This window comes from Streptomyces sp. 184 (assembly GCF_045781775.1).
Taxonomy (GTDB): Bacteria; Actinomycetota; Actinomycetes; order Streptomycetales; family Streptomycetaceae; genus Streptomyces.
In genome coordinates, this window is sequence record NZ_CP123230.1 from 4,709,602 (window position 1) to 4,728,590 (window position 18,989).

The following is an 18,989-nucleotide window of genomic DNA, read 5'->3' on the forward strand; positions in this document are numbered from 1 at the left end:
AAGGGCGTACGTTCCTGGGCATGCCCCGCCCGGCGACGTTCCCGAAGGCCGCCGCCGCGGCCACCGCCGACGCCACCCTGCGCGGCAACCTCACCCACGCGACGCACACCATCCGCGCCAAGCGCGCGGCGGCCGTCGCCGAACTCCCCGACTGGGACCGGCTGCGCGCCGCGGGCGCCGCCGTCAAGGACGACACGCTGCGCCACCTGGACCGCTATCTGGAGCAGTTGGAGGCGGCGGTGACCGCCGCGGGCGGTCACGTGCACTGGGCCGTGGACGCCGCGGAGGCCAACGCGATCGTCACCCGGCTGGTCCGGGAGACCGGCGCCGACGAGGTCGTCAAGGTCAAGTCAATGGCCACGCAGGAGATCGGGCTCAACGAGGCGCTGGCGGCGGCCGGGATCCGGGCGTACGAGACGGACCTCGCCGAGCTGATCGTGCAGCTCGGCGACGATCTGCCGTCGCACATCCTGGTCCCCGCCATCCACAAGAACCGCGGCGAGATCCGCGACATCTTCCGCGACCGGATGGGCGACTGGGGCCGCCCCGCGCCCGCCGGGCTCGGCGACCGGCCCGCCGAACTGGCCGAGGCGGCGCGGCTGCACCTGAGGGAGAAGTTCCTCGGCGCCAGGGTCGGGATCTCCGGCGCGAACTTCATGGTCGCCGAGTCCGGCACGCTGGTGGTGCTGGAGTCCGAGGGCAACGGCCGGATGTGCCTGACGCTGCCGGAGACGCTGATCTCCGTCGTCGGCATCGAGAAGGTGGTGCCGACCTGGCGGGACCTGGAAGTCTTCCTCCAACTGCTGCCGCGCTCCTCCACCGCCGAGCGGATGAACCCGTACACCAGCACCTGGACCGGCCCCGCCGAGGGCGACGGCCCCCGCGACTTCCACCTCGTCCTGCTGGACAACGGACGCACCGACACGCTGTCCGACCAGGTGGGACGCCAGGCGCTGCGGTGCATCAGATGCTCGGCGTGTCTCAACGTCTGCCCGGTCTACGAGCGCGCCGGCGGGCACGCGTACGGCTCCGCCTACCCCGGCCCGATCGGCGCCATCCTCACCCCCCAGCTCCGCGGCACGGCGAGCGCGCTGGACGCCTCCCTGCCGTACGCCTCGACGCTGTGCGGGGCCTGCTACGAGGTGTGTCCGGTCGCGATCGACATCCCCGAGGTGCTGGTGCACCTGCGCACGCGGGTCGCGGAGGGCGGCACGTACACGGTGCGCGGCACGAAGGCCGTGATCAGGCCGGCGAAGGGACACGCCGCGGAGCGGGCGGCGATGCGCGCGGCGCGCTGGACGATGGACCACCCGCGCGCCTACGGCGCCGCGCTGCGCGCCACGACCGGCACCCGGCGGCTGCACCCGCGCCGGCTGCCGGGCCCGGGGAAGGCGTGGTCGGCGACGCGCGACCTGCCGCCGGTGCCGAAGGAGTCGTTCCGCGCATGGTGGAAGCGCACCCGCGGAGCCGGCGCGTGAGAGGGCCCGGGCGGGTCCGCTCGCGCGGGGGCAGACCGTGAGGGGCAGACCGTGAGGAGTACGCCGTGAGCAGCCGGGAGACGATCCTCGCGCGGGTACGGGCCGCCACCCGCGACGCCGCGGGCGCACCGGAGCCGGCGGTGCCGCGCGACTACCTGCGCGTCCACGGCGACCGCTCCCCCGCCGAATCCGCGGACCTGCTCGCGGAGAACCTCGCCGACTACCGCGCCCTCGTGCACCGTACGGACGCGGCCGGGCTGCCGGAGCTGCTGGGCCGGCTCTTCGCCGGGCGCGGCACGCGGACCCTGCTCGTACCGGACGGGCTGCCGCCCGCGTGGACCGCCGCGGTCGGCGCCACCCTCGTCCCCGACCGGGCCGCGAGCACGGCCCGGGACCTGGACGCGGTCGACGGCGTGCTGACCGGATGCGCGCTGGCCGTCGCGGAGACCGGCACGATCGTGCTGGACGCCGGGCCCGGGCAGGGCCGGCGGCGGATCACGCTGATCCCGGACCACCACGTGTGCGTGGTACGGGTCCCGGAGCAGGTCGTCGACTCGCTGCCGCAGGCGATGGAGCGGCTGGACCCGGCCCGGCCGCTGACGTGGATCTCGGGCCCCTCGGCGACCAGCGACATCGAACTGGACCGGGTGGAGGGCGTGCACGGGCCGCGGACGCTGGAGGTCGTGCTCGTCACGGCCTGACACCCCTTCGGTTGCCTCGCACCACCAGAGTTGTACACCACTGGCAACCGGCCGCGCCCCTGTTCCCCTCCCCCGGCGTCGGTTAGCTTCTGCGCCATGCCGAGACCTTCCGCACCGTCCCGCCGTACGCTCCTGACCGGCACCGCCGCCGGCGTCGCCGTCCCCCTCCTCGCCGGCGCCGCGCCGGGCACCGCGCACGCCCGCACCGGCGGCCGGCCCGGCCGGGTGCTGACCGGCGCCGACGCCGCCGCCGCGCAGGACTGGTCCACGCTGCGCGGCCGCCGCCTGGGCATCGTCAGCAACCCGACCGGCGTCCTGCGCGACACCCGCCACGTCGTCGACTCCATGCACGCCTCCGGCACCCTCGACATCGCCGGCGTCTTCGGCCCGGAACACGGCTTCCGCGGCAGCGCGCAGGCCGGGGAGGCCGAGCCGGAGACCATCGACCCGCGCACGGGCCTGACGGTCTACGACGCGTACGGCGCGAACGCCGCGAAGATGGCCGAGCTGTTCACCAAGGCCGGCGCGGACACGATCGTCTTCGACATCCAGGACGTCGGCGCGCGCTTCTACACCTACATCTGGACGATGTACCACGCGATGGTCGCCGCCCGCGACACCGGCGCCGCCTTCGTCGTCCTCGACCGGCCCAACCCGATCGGCCGCCGCGCCGACGGCGCGATGATGACCCCCGGCTTCACCTCGGGCGTGGGCCTGAAGCCCATCGTGCAGCAGCACGGCATGACGGTCGGCGAACTGGCCCGCTACTTCAACGGCGAGCTGCTGCCCGACGAGGGCGCCGGCGGCCGGGCGGAGCTGGAGGTCGTACGGGTACGGGGCTGGGATCCCGAGTCGTACGCGCAGGACGGCGACCTGCCCTGGGTGCCGCCGTCCCCGAACATGCCGACGGCCGACACGGCGCTGGCGTACGCGGGCACCTGCTTCTTCGAGGGCACCAACCTCTCCGAGGGCCGCGGCACCACGCGCCCGTTCGAGTGGATCGGCGCGCCGTACCTGGACTACCGCTACAGCGACCGGCTCAACGCGCGCGGGCTGGCGGGGGTGGAGTTCCGCGAGGCGTACTTCGTCCCGACGTTCGGCAAGCACGTGGGCGAGACGTGCGCGGGCGTGCAGGTGCACGTCGCCGACCGGCGGCGCTACGAGCCGGTGACGGCGGCGGTGGCGATGATCGTCGAGGCCGCGCGCTACCCGGAGTTCGCCTGGCGGCAGGACAGTTGGGACCCGCAGCGGCCGTTCTGGATCGACAAGCTGTCGGGCTCGACCCGGATGCGCACGATGATCGACGAGGGCCTCGACGTGACCGAGGTCGTGGGCGCCTGGAAGGACGAACTGGCCGCCTTCACCCGCCGCCGCCGGCGCTACCTGCTCTACCGCTGACGGCGCCCGGGGCCCGCGCCCGGCGGGCCCCGGAGGGCAGGCGGGCGGGGTTAGGATCGCCCGTATGTCCGCACGCTTCAAGGATCTTGCGCTGGACGCCCGGGACCACCAGGCGCTCGCCGACTGGTGGTGCACCGCCCTGGGCTACGCGCGCCGGGAGGACCGCGGCGAGCCGCGGCCGGCCGCGTGGCCGGTGCCCATCCACGACCCGGCCGGGCGCGGCCCGCTCATCTGGATCAACCCCGTCGCGGAGGAGAAGACTGTCAAGAACCGGATGCACCTCGACGTCTGGGGTGTCCCGGCGGAGCTGGAGGCGCTGGGCGCTTCGCTGGTCCGCCGGCGCGACGACGAGATCTCCTGGCACGTCATGGCCGACCCCGAGGGCAACGAGTTCTGCGTCTTCGAGGAGGAGCGCTGACAGCCGGACTGCGGGCGCGCTACGGAGCGTACGACTGGCGGCCGGTGACCGACGGCATGTCGGGGGCGGGCGTGTGGCGGCTCAGCGGGCCCGGCGAGCTGTTCGTGAAGACCGCGGCGGCGGACGGGCATCCCGAGCCCGGGGCCGATCTGCGGCACGAGGCGGCGTGCGCCCGCTGGCTGCGCGCGCAGGGGCTGCCCGCGCCCGAGGTGGTCGACGCCGGGGCGGCGGACGGGATGACGTGGCTGGTGACCGAGGCGCGGCCGGGGTGGTCGCTCGCCGAGCCGTGGCCGGTGGAGCTGCGGGCCGGAGCCGTGGAGGCGATGGCCCGCTTCGCCCGCCGGCTGCACGAACTGCCCGCGGACGGCTGCCCGTTCGTCCGGGACCTGTCGGTGACGGTGCCGCTGGCGGGCGCGGCGGTCGCCGCCGGGCTCGTCGACGAGGAGGACTTCGACGACGACCGGGCCGGGCAGAGCGCCGCCGGCCTCTTCGCCGAGCTGGAGCGCACCCGCCCCGCGGTCGAGGATCCCGTCGTCTGCCACGGCGACCTGTGCGCGCCGAACGTGCTGGTCGACCCGGAGACGCTGGAGGTCTCGGGCGTCATCGACCTGGGCCGCCTCGGCGTCGCCGACCGGCACCTGGACCTCGCCCTGGCCGTCCGCAGCCTGGAGGACAAGGAGCTGAACCCGCAGCACGGACCGGCGGCGGCGGAACTGTTCCTGCGCGCGTACGGCGCGGCCGGCGGGGGCGGCGTCCCCGCCGACCCGGCACGGATGGAGTTCTACACCCTGCTGGACGAGTTCTTCTGATCCCTCCGCCCGTCCGCCCGTCCGACGCACCGTCACGGCCGGTCCGCCGGTCCGGTGGATCCGGGCCCGGGCGGATCCGGCGCCGCTCCCCGCAGCTCGACGTCCCGCGGCGCCCATTCCCGCGGCACCGCGAAGACGGCGAGGGCGTCCCAGGGCCGCGCACACTTCCGGTACGACGTGGTGTCGGCGGCCACCGCGAACAGGCCCTGCTCCCGGGAGGTGCGCAGGTCGGCCGAGCCCGCGCTCGTGCAGCCGGTGCTCCAGGCGAAGGCGACCAGCGCCTCGGCCCCGAAGTCCCGCCCGGCCAGCCCGTCCGCCGGGAACCGCTCCGCGAAGGCGGCGACGTCCGCGCGCGAGCGCAGCACCGTACGCACCGGCGCGTAGCCGTGGCCGGACTCGAAGTGCACCAGGTCGGCGCCCGGCACCGGCACCCCCGGGCTTCGCTCGTCGTCCCCCAGCACCGCCCACACCCCGCTGACCAGCAGCAGCCCGGCTAAGACGGCGCCTGCGGCGATGACGCGCGCCCCCCGCGGCATCCGCCCGCGCGAAGTGCGTCCGCGCGCGTGCGTATCGGCCCGTCCCCGGCGCAGGTGGAGAACCACAGCCCCGTCAGCTCCTCGATCGCGGTCCGCGTGTCACCCATACCGACCAGTGTGCCGCCCGCCGCCGACAACGGCGCCGGCCCGGGCGCCCCGAGCCGCCGGTCTCCGGCGGGGGCGGGGACGGCGCTGGTCAGTAGACTGGCGGACACGCAAAGGAGGCGAGCAGGGTGGCCGGTACGCGGGTGGACGGGCGGGTCGAGCGCGGCAACCAGACGCGCCGGCTCGTGCTGCGGCGGACGATGGACATCGCCTCGGTGGAGGGCCTGGAGGGGTTGTCGCTGGGCCGGATCGCGGGCGAGCTGGGGCTGAGCAAGAGCGGGGTCTTCGCGCTCTTCGGCTCCAAGGAGGAGTTGCAGCTCGCGACGGTACGGGCGGCGGGCGCGGTGTTCGCCAAGACCGTGGTCGTACCCGCGCAGGAGCAGCCGCCGGGGGTCGGCAAGCTGCTGTCGCTCTGCTCCCACTGGCTGCGCTACTCGCGCGAGCGCGTCTTCCCCGGCGGCTGCTTCTTCTACGGCGCGGCGGCGGAGTTCGCCTCCCGCAGCGGCCCCGTGCACGACGCGGTCGCGGCGGCGCACCGCGAGTGGGCGGCGTACGTGGAGCGGACGGTCGAGGAGGCCCGGGCCGCCGGCGAGCTGCGGCCGGACACCGGCCCCGGCCGGCTCGCGTTCGAGCTGATCGCGCTGCTGGAGCACGCCAACCTGCTGTCGCTGCTGCACGGCTCGCAGGACGCGTACGACCTGGCCGCGGACGCGGTCGTGGCGCGGCTGCGCGCGGTGGCCGCGGAGCCGGACTCAGTCCCCGACGCGCTCCCTCGCTGAGACGAAGTCCAGCGCGGTGCGCACCACGTCCGGGTCCGCCAGGATGCGCCGGTGGCCGAGGCCGCTGGTGCGGTGCCGGCGGACCTGGCCGGCGTAGGCCGCCGCGGTCTTGTCCGCCTGCGCGGCGGCGACCATGCGGTCCTTCTCGTCGTGGACGAGCAGGATCGGCAGCGTGACCTCGGCCGGCCGGTACGTGACGTCGAAGCGCCGCCACAGGTCGTGCTCGCCGGGGAACATGTCGATCTCGATGCGCCGCCGCAGCGCGGTCTTCACCCGGGGCCCGAGGCCGAGACCGGCGCAGAACACGTCGACGACGTGGTCGAAGTCGGCGACGCCGGAGATGACCACCAGCCGGTCCGCCTCGGCGGCGCCGCGCAGCGCGAGGAAGGCGGCGGAGCCGCCGAGGGAGTGCGCGACGACGGCCTCGAACCTGCCGTGCTCCTCGTACAGCCGCGCGATGATCTCGCGGTAGTCCAGCACGGTCGTGCGGCGCCCCTCGGAGGCGCCGTGGGCGGGGGCGTCGAAGGCGACGGGCGTGTAGCCGGCGGCGCGCAGCGCGGCGATGTACGGCGCGAAGTGCGCGGCGCGCGAGCGCCAGCCGTGCACGAGCAGCACGGGCCGCTCGCCGTCGCCCCAGCAGTACGTGACCACGTTCTTGCCGGCCACCGTGAGGCTGCCGGTGAACGCGCCCGCGAGCAGCCGGCGTTCGGCGTCCGCGAAGGAGCGGTCGGCGCGCGGGTAGCGGTAGAGGACGAGGGCGCCGCGGCCCGCGAGGCCCGGGAGGGCGGCGGCGGTGGCGTTGAGGACCTTGCCGAGGAACGCGGTGACGACTGGCTTCATGGACAGAAGATAGCACGATCGTTCGCTCAATTTTGGTGGGCGGCAGACGGCCTGCCATCGCCGGATCGGAGGGGTACGTACGTGCGCCGGCCCCGGCGGACCACCGGGGCCGGCGCGGCGCCTCAGCCGGCGCGGTAGGCGTCGAGGATCGTCTGCTCGATCGCCCGGCCCTCCGCCGCCGTACCCCGTACCCGTACGGACACCTCCTGGCCCGGGCGCGGCCACACCCCCGGCACCAGCGCGGTCAGCTCACCTCCGCGCCCGGGGACCACCAGCGCCGCGTGCCAGCGCTTGCCGCCGTCGGTGGACGCCCAGAACCGCACGCTGCCGCGCTCGGTCCTGATGGCGTCCTCCGGGCCCGCGGTGGAGGTCAGCCGCAGCCCGACCGTGAGCGGCCGGTGCGCGGGCACGCCGCCGTCGCGGTCGGTGCGGGGCGCGTAGTCGACGCCCAGCAGCCGCACCCGCTCCTGCCCCACCGCCGGGTCCGACGGGCCGCGCGCGGGGAAGGTCCAGCTCGTGCGCGTCTCGCGGCCGATCGGCAGCGCGTCCCGGTCGGGGCGGGAGGTGTGCTCCAGCCGGTACGTGGCGGGCTCGGGCGTGACGGGGAAGTAGCTGGTGCCGGGGCGGGCCGGGATCTCGGTGCCGTCGCGGAAGAGCCGCAGGCTCTCGTTCCCGGTGACCGGCGCGTTCCACACCGAGCCCTGGTGTTCGCCGTCGCTCAGCGACATCGGCAGGTCGAGCTGGTCGCCGTAGTGCAGACCGGCGATGACCGCCGGGGCCGGGGCGCCGAACCAGACCGGATCGGCGCTCTCCCCCGGCTCGTACGGCAGCGTGGGCGCACACAGGCGCGCCCGGGCCGCCTCGGGGCCGACCACGCAGTGGCGCCACGCGGTGTCCGGGCGCGCGGTGACCATTTCGACGCGGCGCTGCGGCACCGCGAGCGGGTACTCGAAGACGATGGCCGTGTCGATGCCCGCGCTGCGCGCCTCGCGGGTCTCGGTGTACGTGTCCTCGCGGCCGAGCAGCGAGCGGTAGTCGGCCTCGACGCGCGCCAGCTTGCGTGCCTCGGCGCGGGTGACGCGGTAGCGCGGCGGATCGGGGATCGTCTTGCCGCGGCCGAGCAGCAGCTCGTAGACGTCGGCCTGCCGGCCGTGCGGCCTGCCGTCGGCCTCCAGGCGCCAGCGGGTCGCGAACGCCGCGGTGCCGTGCCGTACCGGCGCGGTCGGCTGGAGGAAGACCCGGCCCTGCTCGATCTCCTCGCCCGTGGCGTAGATCCCCTCGTCCATGCCGCCGGTGCCGGCGGCGTCGCGGCGGGCGTAGTGGACGGAGGCGTGCCGCACCCTCGTGTCGGCGCCCTCGACGGTCGCGGGGCGCAGCGGCAGCGCCTTGCGGGCGTCGATGGTGTACGACATGTCGGCGTCGACCACGACCTCGGGCGAGCCGGCGAAGGCGACGGTGGCGGGCTCGCCGTCCGCGGCGGGCGTCTCGACCTTGGCCATCATCGTCAGCGGCCCCGGCAGCATGCGGGCGGTGGCGCGGCCGTTCTCGTCGAGGTGGACGGTGCGGAAGCCGCCGCCGGTCTCCGGGTACGTCTCCGCCGTGTTGAGCAGCCAGAAGCTGCCGCCCGCCCAGGGCTCGCCGCGCCGGTCGAGGACCGTCAGGTCCACGTCGTGGCGGGGCGGTTCGAGGTAGAAGCTGAGCGGCAGGGTGACGGTGTCGTGCCCGCTCTCGGTGAGGACGACGGCGCCGGAGTACACGCCGGGCGCGACGCCCTCGGGCGTCAGCGTGACCGTCACCCGCTCGGTGGCGCCGGGCGCGACGGTCACCGCGGCGGGGGCGACGGTGACGGCGCCGTCCGCGAGGGGCGCGCCGGCGCGCTCGGTGGCGAGGTCGGTGAGGGACGGGGTGCGCGGCTCGGTGCCGTGGTTGGTCAGGGTCAGCTCGACGGACGCCGGGCGGTCGCCGTCGGGGTAGCGCAGGTAGCCGAAGTCGACGTTGCCGCGGCTGAGTTGCAGCGTCTCGCCGGCGGCGCCGGGCAGGTCGAGGACGCCGGCGCCGGCCGAGTGCGGCCGGGGTTCGGCGGCATCGCCGTCCGCGGTGGTCACAAGCGCGGTCTTCAGCCGCCGCCAGTCCCAGTCGGGGTGCTTCTGGAGCAGCAGCGCGGCGGCGCCGGCGACGTGCGGGGTGGCCTGCGAGGTGCCGCTCATCTGCGTGTACGGGTCGGCGGTGCCGCCGCCCGCGCGGGCGCCGGTGATGTCGATGCCGGGGGCGATCAGGTCGGGTTTGGCGCGGAACGTGCCGTTCGTCGGCCCGACGCTGGAGAACCGGGGCGTGTTGCCCGCGGGGCCCGCGGCCCCCACGGTCAGCGCGCTCTCCGCGACGCCGGGGGTGCCGATGGTGCCGGAGTACGGGCCGGAGTTGCCCGCGGCGACGACGAAGAGGGTGCCGGTGTCGGCGGCCAGGGTGTCGAGCGCGCGGACGACGGGGTCGTTCTCGGGGTACTCGGGCGCGGTGCCGCCGAGGCTGAGGTTGACGACGTCGGCGCCCTGCTCGGTGGCCCACTGCATGCCGGCGATGACCCACGACGCCCGGCCCTGGCCCTCCCCGTCCAGCACCCGGCCGGACAGCAGCCGGGCGTCGTAGGCGACGCCCTTGCGGGCGCCGCCGGACGCGGCGCCGCTGCCCGCGACGAGCGAGGCGACGTGGGTGCCGTGGCCGTTGCGGTCCTCGGTCGTGCCCTCGCCGGTGAAGTCGGCGGCGCCGGCGACCTTGCCGCGCAGGTCGGGGTGGTCGGCGTCGATGCCGGAGTCGAGCACGGCGACGTCCACGCCGGTGCCGCCGAGCCCGGCGTCCCACACCTCGGGGGCGCCGATCTGGCCGAGGTTGCCGTCGAGTTCGGCGGCCTGAAGGCTGCGGTCCAGCCACACCCGGCGTACCCCGGCGGCGGCGGGACCGGCCGGGCGGGCGAGCGTCGCGGCGAAGTCGTCGGCGGTCTTCTTGGGCAGGTCGACGGCGACGGCGTCGATGCTCGGCAGCCGCAGGGCGTCGGCGCGGGCCGCCGCACCGGTGGCGGCCAGCGGGCGGGGGCCCTGCACGATCAGCGGCAGCGCGCCGGTGGAGGCGTCGTCGTAGCCCATCTCGACCAGGCCGGTGACGTTGAAGAGTTCGAGGTCGAGCACCTCGGGCACGAGCCCGGCGGCGTCGTCGGGGACGACGTAGACGTCGTCGCCGTCGCGCAGGGTGGTGAAGGAGCGGGTCCCCTCGGAGCCGGGCCGCGGTGTGACGGAGACGGCGGGCGGGCCGTCCGCCGGGGCGGCGGCCGGGTCGTCGAGGGTGACCTCGTCGCCGGTGATGAGGGTGACCGTGGCGGAGGCGGGGGCACCGGCGGCGCCCGCGGGCGGCGCGGCGAGGGGCAGGGGGCCGGCCGCGGCCGGCGTGGCCGACAGGGCCGGGAGGGTCAGCCCGCCGAGGAGGAGGGCTGTCACGGCAGCGCGGTAGTGCGGATGGAGCCGTCGGGAGGACATGATCCAGGTCTTACCCCGGGCGACCTGCGCCGCGGAACGAATCTTCGTGGCGTCTTGTCGCCACGTCTACAAGTAGCCACGATGGCGGGATGCTTGAGGCCCTGGGGATACCGCCGTACGCAGAGTCCGTCTACCGCGCGCTGCTGGCGGCGCCCGGCCGTACCGTCGCCCAGCTCTCCGGGGAGCTGGGCCGCTCCGAGCGCGCCACCCGGCGCAGCGTGACGGAGCTGGAGGAGGTGGGCCTCGTCAGCCGGCTGCCCGGACGCCCGGTGCGGCTGCTGGCCACCCGCCCGGACACCGCCGTCGACCTGCTCGTGGCGCGCCGCCGCCGGGAGCTGGGCGAACTCCAGCGCAACGCACGGACGTTGGCGGCGACGCTGAGCGCGGGCCGGCAGCCCGACGAGCTGCTGGAGATCCTCATCGGCCGGCAGGCCATCGCGGAGCGCTTCGCCCAGCTCGTCCGCGGGTGCGAGCGGGAGCTGCTGGTCTTCGACCGGCCGCCGTACGCCGCCGACGCGACGCCCTCGGAGGAGGGCGTGACGGCGCGGCTGCACGAGCAGGTGGCGGTGCGCGGCATCTACGCCCCGGAGTCGCTGGAGTACCCCGGCGCCCTGGCGGCGGCGCGGCGGGCGGCGGCCAACGGCGAGCTTTCGCGGGTCCATCCGCAGGTGCCGATGAAGCTGGCGGTCGCGGACCGCTCGGTCGCGCTGCTGCCGATCGCGCTCGACGACCAGGTGGACAGCGCGCTGGTGATCCACCCGTGCGCGCTGCTCGACGCGCTCGTCAGCCTCTTCGAGCTGCTGTGGCAGCAGGCCGCGCCGCTGCTGCCGCAGCCGGTGCCGGACCGGCCGTCGTGCTCGGACCTGGGGCTGCTGACGCTGCTCGCGGCGGGGGTGAAGGACGAGGCGATCGCCCGGCAGTTGGGGGTCAGCCCGCGCACGGTCACCCGGCGGGTGGCGGAGCTGCTGGACGAACTCGGCGCCCGCACCCGCTTCCAGGCGGGAATCCTGGCGCAGCGCCGCGGCTGGCTTCCGGACCCCGTGCCGCACGCCTGAAGGGCGCAATCCCCACGGCCGTCGCACCCTTCCATTATTCGATGGCCATAACGCCGCGTTATGTAAGCGATTTCTACCCGGAACCGCGATTCCGATTGTTTCCGAAAGACGAACTGCCAGCTCAGCGCGGCTGTTTCGGGGCGCGTGAATTCCTGCGGAACCCCGGTGCACTGTTTACGTGTCACGGGATCCCTGTTTACGATCTGGCGATCCCCTTCGGCATGAACGCACCGAAGTCCCCATGGGAGGAAAACGCGAATGAACAGACGTATCCGCACCATAATGCGGCTCGGCGGGTTAACGACCGCCGTCGCGGCCGTTCTGTCGATGTCGGGCGCGGCCGTGGCCGCCGGGGGCACCGAGCCCACACCCCCGCCGACGACGCAGATCGTCGGCGGCCAGCCGGCCTCCGAGACGTACTCCTTCATGGCGTCCCTGCAAAGCTCCTCCGGCAGCCACACCTGCGGCGGCAGCCTGGTCGACCCGAGCTGGGTCGTCACCGCCGCGCACTGCGGCACGCCGTACCAGGTGCGGATCGGCACCACGAACCGCACCTCGGGCGGCGAGGTCCGCCGGGTCGTCGAACGCCGCCAGCTCGCGGCCGACATGACCCTCCTGCGGCTCGCCACCCCGTCCACGAAGACGCCCGTCCCGATCGCCGCCTCCGCGCCGCCCGGCTCGGCGACCCGGCTGATCGGCTGGGGCCAGACCTGTCCGACCCGCGGCTGCGGCGCCCCGCCGGTGGGGCTGCGGCAGCTCGACACCACGGTCCTCGCCGACTCCTCCTGCGGCGGCATCCAGGGCGCGTACGAGCTGTGCGTCAACGGCGGCGGCGGCCGGGGCGCGTGCTACGGCGACTCCGGCGGCCCGGCGGTCGTCGGCGGACCGGGCGACTGGCGGCTCGTCGGCGCCACGAGCCGCGGCACGGCCGGCACCTGCGCCGTCTCCCCCGCGATCTACGGCGACGTGACGTCCGTGAAGTCGCGGATCGACGCGATCATCGGCGGCGTCCGCTAACCCCGCCGACCGACGCGCACCCGTACGACCGCACACCGCACGACCGCACCGCCTCGCACGCACACCCGCCGATCCGCATCCCGCGCCCCCGCGCGACGGTCGTCTCCCGTCGCCCGGGGGCGTCTGCGCGATGCCGGCGCAGCGCGCGCCGGCGGCCGTCAGCCTGCTGGCGGACGGGCCGGGGCGTGGCCGAGGTCGTCGCCCAGGCCGTCGGCAGGGAGACCCTGGAGGAGGTCCGGCGGCTGCTGCGGGAGCAGCGGGAGGGCTGAGTCCGTCAGCCGAGTTGCCGCGTGAACGCCTCGTGGGCCGCCGTGTCGAAGAGGACGAACCGCACCTCGTCGAAGTCCCGCTTGTCGACGGCCTCCTGGACGGCGGCCACCGCGATCCGGGCCCCGTCGTCCAACGGCCAGCCGTACGCGCCGGTGGACACGGCGGGGAACGCGACCGTGCGGGCACCCAGCTCGCGGGCGACGGCCAGCGACTCGCGGTAGCAGGAGGCCAGTTGGGCCGAGAAATCCTCGGCGGGCGACCACACCGGGCCGACCGTGTGGATCACCCAGCGGGCGGGCAGCAGCCCGGCGGTGGTGGCCACCGCGCGGCCGGCGGGCAGGCCGTCAGGGTAGGTGGAGGCGCGCAGTTCGCGGCACTCCTTGACGATGCTCTTGCCGCCCCTGCGGTGGATGGCGCCGTCGACGCCCCCGCCGCCCAGCAGCGAGGAGTTGGCGGCGTTGACCACCGCGTCGACCCGCTGTTCGGTGATGTCGCCGCGCACGGCCGTGAGCACACCCATGCCGCCACCGTAGTACGGGCACGGGGCCGGCGCCGGGCGACCGCCCCGTACGGCATGTCAGACCGGCACCGACGCGCCCTTGGCGGTCTCGCCCGGGGCCGGAGCGGCGTCGGTATCGGCATCGATGCGGGCGTCGGCGTCGGCGTCGAGGTCCCGGCGTACCAGCGCCGCGTACCGGCCGCCGGCGGCCATCAGCTCCTCGTGCGTGCCGAGTTCGGCGATCCCGCCGTCGTGCAGGACCGCGATCTGGTCGGCGTCGCGGATCGTGGACAGCCGGTGCGCGATGGTGATCGTCGTACGGCCCTCGGCGAGCGCGTCGACCGCCTCCTGCACCGCGCGCTCGGTGCGGGTGTCCAGGGCGCTGGTGGCCTCGTCGAGGATGAGCACCGGCGGGTCGCGCAGGATCGTGCGGGCGAGGGCCAGGCGCTGCTTCTCGCCGCCGGAGAAGCGGTAGCCGCGCTCGCCGACGAGGGTGTCGTAGCCGTCGGGCAGGGCGGCGATGTGGTCGTGGATCTGCGCGGCGCGGGCGGCGGCCTCGATCTCGGCGTCGGTGGCGTCCGGGCGGGCGAAGCGCAGGTTGTCGCCGACGGAGGCGTGGAAGAGGTACGTCTCCTGGGCGACGACGCCGACCGCGCGGGCGAGCGAGTCGAAGTCGAGGTCGCGCACGTCGGTGCCGTCGATGGTGACCCGGCCGCCGGTGACGTCGTACAGCCGCGGCACCAGGTAGCCGAGCGTGGACTTGCCGGCGCCGGTGGGCCCGACGATGGCGAGGCTGCTGCCCGCGGGCACGGTGAGCGCGACCTCGCGCAGCGCCGGCTGCCCGGGCTCGTACGCGAAGTGGACGTTCTCGAAGCGCACGTCGCCGCGGGGCTTCGCGAGCCGCACCGGGCGCTCGGGCTCGGCGATGTCGACGGGCAGGTCGAGGTATTCGAAGATGCGCTGGAAGAGGGCCAGCGAGGTCTGCATCTGCACGCCGGTGGCGAGCAGGCTGACGGTGGGCCGGAAGAGCCCCTGCTGGAGGGAGACGAAGGCGACGACGGTACCGATGGACACGCCCTGCCCTGCGGTGGTGGAGGCCAGGCCCGCGGTCCAGTAGATGACGGCCGGCATGGCGGCCATCACGACGCCGATGACGGCCATCCGCCAGCGGCCCGCCATGTTGGCCCGTACCTCCAGGTCCACCAGGCTCTCGGACTCGTCGGCGAAGCCGCGGGTGAGGCTGTCGGAGCGGCCCATGGTGCGGCCGAGCATGATGCCGCTGACCGACAGCGACTCGGTCACGCCGGCGGCCATGGCGGCCATCTGCTTCTGCCGCTGCGAGGTGATCTTCTTGCGCTCGCGGCCCACGCGGCGGGCGATCCAGACGAAGAGCGGCAGCAGCAGCAGCGAGACGACGGTCAGCCGCCAGTCGAGCGCGAGCATGGCGACGACGGTGGCGATGACGCTGGTGAGGTTGGAGACCAGCGAGGTGGCGGTGGTGGTGACGGTGGCCTGCATGCCGCCGATGTCGTTGGCGATGCGGGACTGCACCTCGCCGGTGCGGGTGCGGGTGAAGAACGCCAGCGGCATGCGCTGGAGCTGGGCGTAGACGGCGGTGCGCAGATCGTGCATGACGCGCTGGCCGACGGTGGTGGAGATGAGGGTCTGGAGGACGCCGAAGACGCCGCCGAGCACGGCGACGCCGACCATGCCGAGCGCGAGCAGGCTGAGCAGGCCGGTGCGGCCCTGCGGCAGGGCGGTGTCGACGACTTCGCGGAGCAGGAACGGCGAGGCGACCGAGACCAGCGAGGACGCGGCCACCAGCAGCCCTACCACGGCGAGGCGGCCGCGGTACGGGCGGAAGAGGGCGACGATCCGGCGCACCTGGGCAGGCTGCTCCGGATCGGAGGGCGGGGGTGTCCACCCGTCGAGCGGGTCGTGCGGCATGGGCCTCCTAGGGACGCGTACGACTTATGGGAGGGTAGCTCATTGTTACCTATATGCACAATGAATAACCTCCTGATACGCTCGTGGCGTGTCCCAGTCGCCCCCGCCCCCCGCAGACGTGACCGGCCAGTTGGCGGAACAGCTCCTGCTGCTCACCCGCCGGATCCACTACGCGCAGAAGCAGCACTTCAAGCCGCTGGGCATCACACCCGCCCAGTCCCGGCTGCTGCGCACCCTGGAGCGCCACGAGGACCCGCCCCGGATGGCCGACCTCGCCGAGCACCTCGGCGTCGTGCCCCGCGCGGTCACCACCCACGTGGACGCGCTGGAGGCGAGCGGCCTGGTCCGGCGCGTGCCCGACCCGGCCAACCGGCGGGTGATCCGCATCGAGACCACCGAGGCGGGCCACGCGGCGCTCGCCGAGGTGCACCGGGCGCGCCTGGCAGCAGCCGCGGACGTGCTGGAGCCGTTGACCGAAAAGCAGCGTGAAAAACTGCTGGGGCTGATCGCCCCCCTGGTCGACACGCACGGCCACGCCTGCTGAGGAGTCCGTTCCATGCCGCTGCTCCAGCCCAAGCCCTCGGCCCTGCGCCCCGGCCGCGGGGCGGCGCCCGCGCCGGACCGGGTCGCCGACGACCTCGCCGGGGGCACGCCGGAGCCGCTGCGCGGCGAGCTGACGGCGCTGCTGGGCGCGGAGAAGGTGCTGACGGGCGCCTCGGACCTGGTGCGCTACGCCTCGGACGCCAGCCCGTACCGGTTCGTGCCGCGGGCCGTGGCGGTCGCCGAGACGGTGGCGGACGTCTCGGCCCTCTTCCGGTTCGCCCACGAGCGCGGACGCCAGCTCGTCTTCCGGGCGGCCGGCACCTCGCTGAACGGCCAGGCCCAGGGCGAGGACATCCTCGTCGACGTGCGCAGGCACTGGGCGGGCGTCGAGGTGCTCGACGACGGCGCGGCGCGCGCCCGCGTCGGCCCGGGCACCACCGTCGTACGGGCCAACGCCACCCTCGCCCGGCACGGCCGCGTCCTCGGCCCCGACCCGGCCAGCGCCATCGCCTGCACCCTCGGCGGCGTCGTCGCCAACAACGCCTCGGGCATGACGGCCGGCACCACCCGCAACTCGTACCGCACGCTCGCGTCCCTGACCTTCGTGCTGCCCTCCGGCACCGTCGTGGACACCGCCGCGCCCGACGCCGACCAGCGGCTGGCCGCGGCCGAGCCGGAGCTGTGCCGCGGGCTGCTCGCGCTCAAGGCGGAGATCGAGGCGGACGCGGAGCTGACGGCCCGGATCCGCGCCAAGTACGAGATCAAGAACACCAACGGCTACCGGCTGGACGCCTTCCTCGACGGCGCCACCCCCGTGGAGATCATGCGCGGGCTGATGGTGGGCTCCGAGGGCACGCTCGGCTTCATCGCCGACACCGTCTTCGACACCCTGCCGCTGGACCGGCACACCTCCACCGCCCTGCTGTTCTTCCCCACCCTCCAGGCGGCCGCCGCCGCCGTGCCGGCGTTCAACGCCGCCGGGGCGCTGGCCGTGGAGCTGATGGACGGCAACACGCTGCGCGCCTCGGTCAGCGTCGCCGGGGTGCCCGCCGACTGGGCGGAGCTGCCGAAGGAGACGGCGGCGCTGCTGGTGGAGTTCCGGGCGCCGGACGAGGCGGCGCGGGAGGCGTACGAGGCGGCGGCGGCCGGGGTGCTCGCGGGTCTCGACCTCGTGGCGCCGGTCGAGTCGGTCGCCGCCGGCGGCAACGCCTTCACCCGCGACCCGGGCCGTATCGGCGGCTACTGGAAGGCGCGCAAGGCGTTCGTCACCGCCGTCGGCGGCTCCCGCCCGGCGGGTACGACGCTCATCACCGAGGACTTCGCCGTGCCGCCCACCCGGCTCGCCGAAGCCTGCGAGGCGCTGCTCGGACTCCAGGCGGAGCACGGCTTCGACGCCGCCGTCGCCGGCCACGCCGCCCACGGCAACCTGCACTTCCTGCTCGCCTTCGACGCCGCCGAGCCCGCCGACGTCGAGCGCTACGCGGCCTTCATGGACGACTTCTGCCGGCTGACCGTCGAGCGCTTCGACGGCTCGCTGAAGGCCGAGCACGCCACCGGCCGCAACATCGCCCCGTTCCTGGCCCTGGAGTGGGGCGAGCGGGCCACGGAGCTGATGTGGCGGATCAAGGAACTGGTCGACCCGCGCGGCATCCTCGCCCCGCGCGTGCTGCTCGACCGCGACCCCAGGGCGCACCTGCGCGGGCTGAAGACCATCCCGCGGATCGAGGACATCGCCGACCCGTGCATCGAGTGCGGCTTCTGCGAGCCCACCTGCCCCAGCCGCGACCTGACCACCACCCCGCGCCAGCGCATCGTGCTGCGCCGGGAGATGCTGCGCCAGCTGCCGGACGCGCCGGTCACCCGCGGCCTGCTCCAGGCGTACGGGTACGACGCCGTCGACACCTGCGCCGGCGACTCGACGTGCAGCCTGGACTGCCCCGTCGGCATCGACACCGGGCAGATGATGAAGGACTTCCGGCACGCGCGGCACTCCGCCCGCGAGGAGCGCGCCGCCGCCGGCACCGCCCGCCGCTTCCGCCGGGTCGAGCGCGCCGCGAGGCTGGCCGTCGCCGTGGCGCACCGGCTCGGCGACCGGGTGCCGGGCGCCGCGACCCGGCTGGCGCGCCGGGCGGTGCGCCCCGACCTCGTACCCGAGTGGCTGCCGGAGATCCCCGGGCCGGCCGCGCGGAAGCTGCCCGGCACCCGCCGCGAGGGCGCCGCCGCCGTCTACTTCCCGGCGTGCGTCAACCGCATCTTCGGCGGCCCCGGCGACGCGCACGGCCCGGGTCTGGCGGAGGCCGTCGTCGCCGTCGCGGCCCGCGCCGGGCGGCCGGTGTGGATCCCGGACGACGTCATCGGCACCTGCTGCTCCACCATCTGGCACTCCAAGGGCTACGACGACGGCGCCCGGCTGATGGCCAACCGGATCGTCGAGGCCGCCTGGCGGTGGACCGACGGCGCGCGGCTGCCGGTCGTCGTCGACGCCTCGTCCTGCACGCTGGGCCTCGCGCACGAGGTGGTGCCGTATCTGACGGAGGCGAGCCGCAAGCTGCACGCGCAGCTCACCGTGCTGGACTCGCTCGACTGGGCCGCCGACGAACTGCTCCCCCACCTGACGATCGAGCGCCGGACGCCCTCCGCCGTGGTCCACCCCACCTGCTCCATGCGCCATCTGGGCAACACCGGCCGGCTCACCGCGCTGGCCGAGGCCGTCGCGGAGGAGGTCGTCGTGCCGGACGACGCGGGCTGCTGCGCCTTCGCCGGCGACCGCGGCATGCTGCACAAGGAGCTGACCGCCTCCGCGACCGCACGCGAGGCCGCGGAGGTCACCGCCCGCGACTACGACGCGCACCTGTCGGCGAACCGGATGTGCGAGATCGGCATGGACCGGGCGACCGGGCGCTCGTACCGCTCCGTGCTGCTGGAGCTGGAGCGTGCCACCAGGCCGGCGGGCGTGCCGGGGCGCCGCGGATAAGTCCATCCGGCCCGGGCGGTAAGTCCAACGCCTCAGTGGTGCAGACCTCTTGTCGGCGCGCCCAGGCCCCGCGAGGGTGGCGGCGAACCGTCAGCA

15 protein-coding genes are annotated in these 18,989 nt (G+C 75.0%); 10 read left to right on the forward strand and 5 right to left on the reverse strand.

Translation table 11 applies throughout. The features are described from left to right. The first annotated feature begins 20 nt into the window (after positions 1-20). From QBL21_RS19785 to QBL21_RS19805, 5 genes are all read left to right on the forward strand, one after another. The gene (locus QBL21_RS19785; protein ID WP_407566481.1) at positions 21-1,478 is read left to right on the forward strand and encodes a lactate utilization protein B; all 1,458 of its coding nucleotides are present in this window, start codon (positions 21-23) and stop codon (positions 1,476-1,478) included. A gap of 65 nt (positions 1,479-1,543) precedes the next feature. After that, entirely contained in the window at positions 1,544-2,179 is a 636-nt protein-coding gene (locus QBL21_RS19790) for a lactate utilization protein C (RefSeq protein WP_407563555.1), read from the forward strand. A gap of 96 nt (positions 2,180-2,275) precedes the next feature. Further along, entirely contained in the window at positions 2,276-3,577 is a 1,302-nt protein-coding gene (locus QBL21_RS19795) for an exo-beta-N-acetylmuramidase NamZ domain-containing protein (protein WP_407563556.1), read from the forward strand. 64 nt (positions 3,578-3,641) lie between these two features. Further along, the gene (locus QBL21_RS19800) at positions 3,642-3,995 is read left to right on the forward strand and encodes a VOC family protein (RefSeq protein ID WP_407563557.1); all 354 of its coding nucleotides are present in this window, start codon (positions 3,642-3,644) and stop codon (positions 3,993-3,995) included. Next, on the forward strand, positions 3,992-4,804 hold the full coding sequence (locus QBL21_RS19805; protein WP_407566482.1) for an APH(3') family aminoglycoside O-phosphotransferase: 813 nt from the start codon (positions 3,992-3,994) through the stop codon (positions 4,802-4,804). Before QBL21_RS19800 ends, QBL21_RS19805 begins: the two co-directional genes overlap by 4 nt. A 32-nt stretch (positions 4,805-4,836) precedes the next feature. Here the strand turns inward: QBL21_RS19805 and QBL21_RS19810 are convergent, their stop codons facing one another. After that, positions 4,837-5,406, reverse strand: coding sequence for a hypothetical protein (locus QBL21_RS19810; RefSeq protein ID WP_407563558.1), 570 nt, complete (start codon positions 5,404-5,406; stop codon positions 4,837-4,839). Between the two features lie 167 nt (positions 5,407-5,573). Here QBL21_RS19810 and QBL21_RS19815 point away from each other — a divergent pair, with 167 nt between their 5' ends. After that, positions 5,574-6,224, forward strand: coding sequence for a TetR family transcriptional regulator C-terminal domain-containing protein (locus QBL21_RS19815; RefSeq protein ID WP_407563559.1), 651 nt, complete (start codon positions 5,574-5,576; stop codon positions 6,222-6,224). Here the strand turns inward: QBL21_RS19815 and QBL21_RS19820 are convergent. Continuing rightward, complete coding sequence (locus QBL21_RS19820) at positions 6,198-7,064, reverse strand: alpha/beta hydrolase (RefSeq protein WP_407563560.1); 867 nt, start codon at positions 7,062-7,064, stop codon at positions 6,198-6,200. The two genes, QBL21_RS19815 and QBL21_RS19820, sit on opposite strands and share 27 nt — an antisense overlap. Before the next feature lie 122 nt (positions 7,065-7,186). Continuing rightward, complete coding sequence (locus tag QBL21_RS19825) at positions 7,187-10,549, reverse strand: S8 family serine peptidase (RefSeq protein ID WP_407563561.1); 3,363 nt, start codon at positions 10,547-10,549, stop codon at positions 7,187-7,189. 128 nt (positions 10,550-10,677) lie between these two features. On the opposite strand from QBL21_RS19825, the gene QBL21_RS19830 reads away from it, so the two are divergent. Both QBL21_RS19830 and QBL21_RS19835 read left to right on the forward strand, forming a co-directional pair. Then, entirely contained in the window at positions 10,678-11,643 is a 966-nt protein-coding gene (locus QBL21_RS19830; RefSeq protein WP_407563562.1) for a helix-turn-helix domain-containing protein, read from the forward strand. A 258-nt stretch (positions 11,644-11,901) separates the two neighbouring features. Then, entirely contained in the window at positions 11,902-12,660 is a 759-nt protein-coding gene (locus tag QBL21_RS19835) for a S1 family peptidase (RefSeq protein WP_407563563.1), read from the forward strand. Between the two features lie 274 nt (positions 12,661-12,934). Here the strand turns inward: QBL21_RS19835 and QBL21_RS19840 are convergent, their stop codons facing one another. Continuing rightward, positions 12,935-13,450, reverse strand: coding sequence for an O-acetyl-ADP-ribose deacetylase (locus tag QBL21_RS19840; RefSeq protein WP_407563564.1), 516 nt, complete (start codon positions 13,448-13,450; stop codon positions 12,935-12,937). A gap of 57 nt (positions 13,451-13,507) precedes the next feature. Next, positions 13,508-15,376 carry an ABC transporter ATP-binding protein gene (locus QBL21_RS19845; protein ID WP_407563565.1) on the reverse strand — a complete coding sequence of 623 codons (1,869 nt, stop codon included), beginning with the start codon at positions 15,374-15,376 and terminating at the stop codon, positions 13,508-13,510. A gap of 88 nt (positions 15,377-15,464) precedes the next feature. On the opposite strand from QBL21_RS19845, the gene QBL21_RS19850 reads away from it, so the two are divergent. Together QBL21_RS19850 and QBL21_RS19855 are read left to right on the forward strand one after the other, a co-directional pair. Next, a complete protein-coding gene (locus QBL21_RS19850; RefSeq protein WP_407563566.1) occupies positions 15,465-15,920 on the forward strand; it encodes a MarR family winged helix-turn-helix transcriptional regulator in 456 nt (151 codons plus the stop codon). Between the two features lie 12 nt (positions 15,921-15,932). Next, a complete protein-coding gene (locus tag QBL21_RS19855) occupies positions 15,933-18,893 on the forward strand; it encodes an FAD-binding and (Fe-S)-binding domain-containing protein (RefSeq protein WP_407563567.1) in 2,961 nt (986 codons plus the stop codon). Positions 18,894-18,989: the final 96 nt, after the last annotated feature.

What these genes read in the sequence shown, in the direction of transcription:
- QBL21_RS19785 (WP_407566481.1), top strand. Translation starts at nt 21, where the DNA reads ATGCCCCGCCCGGCGACGTTCCCGAAGGCCGCCGCCGCGGCCACCGCC.
- QBL21_RS19795 (WP_407563556.1), top strand. Translation starts at nt 2,276, where the DNA reads ATGCCGAGACCTTCCGCACCGTCCCGCCGTACGCTCCTGACCGGCACC.
- QBL21_RS19800 (WP_407563557.1), top strand. Translation starts at nt 3,642, where the DNA reads ATGTCCGCACGCTTCAAGGATCTTGCGCTGGACGCCCGGGACCACCAG.
- QBL21_RS19820 (WP_407563560.1), bottom strand. Translation starts at nt 7,064, where the DNA reads ATGAAGCCAGTCGTCACCGCGTTCCTCGGCAAGGTCCTCAACGCCACC.
- QBL21_RS19830 (WP_407563562.1), top strand. Translation starts at nt 10,678, where the DNA reads ATGCTTGAGGCCCTGGGGATACCGCCGTACGCAGAGTCCGTCTACCGC.
- QBL21_RS19835 (WP_407563563.1), top strand. Translation starts at nt 11,902, where the DNA reads ATGAACAGACGTATCCGCACCATAATGCGGCTCGGCGGGTTAACGACC.
- QBL21_RS19840 (WP_407563564.1), bottom strand. Translation starts at nt 13,450, where the DNA reads ATGGGTGTGCTCACGGCCGTGCGCGGCGACATCACCGAACAGCGGGTC.
- QBL21_RS19845 (WP_407563565.1), bottom strand. Translation starts at nt 15,376, where the DNA reads ATGCCGCACGACCCGCTCGACGGGTGGACACCCCCGCCCTCCGATCCG.
- QBL21_RS19855 (WP_407563567.1), top strand. Translation starts at nt 15,933, where the DNA reads ATGCCGCTGCTCCAGCCCAAGCCCTCGGCCCTGCGCCCCGGCCGCGGG.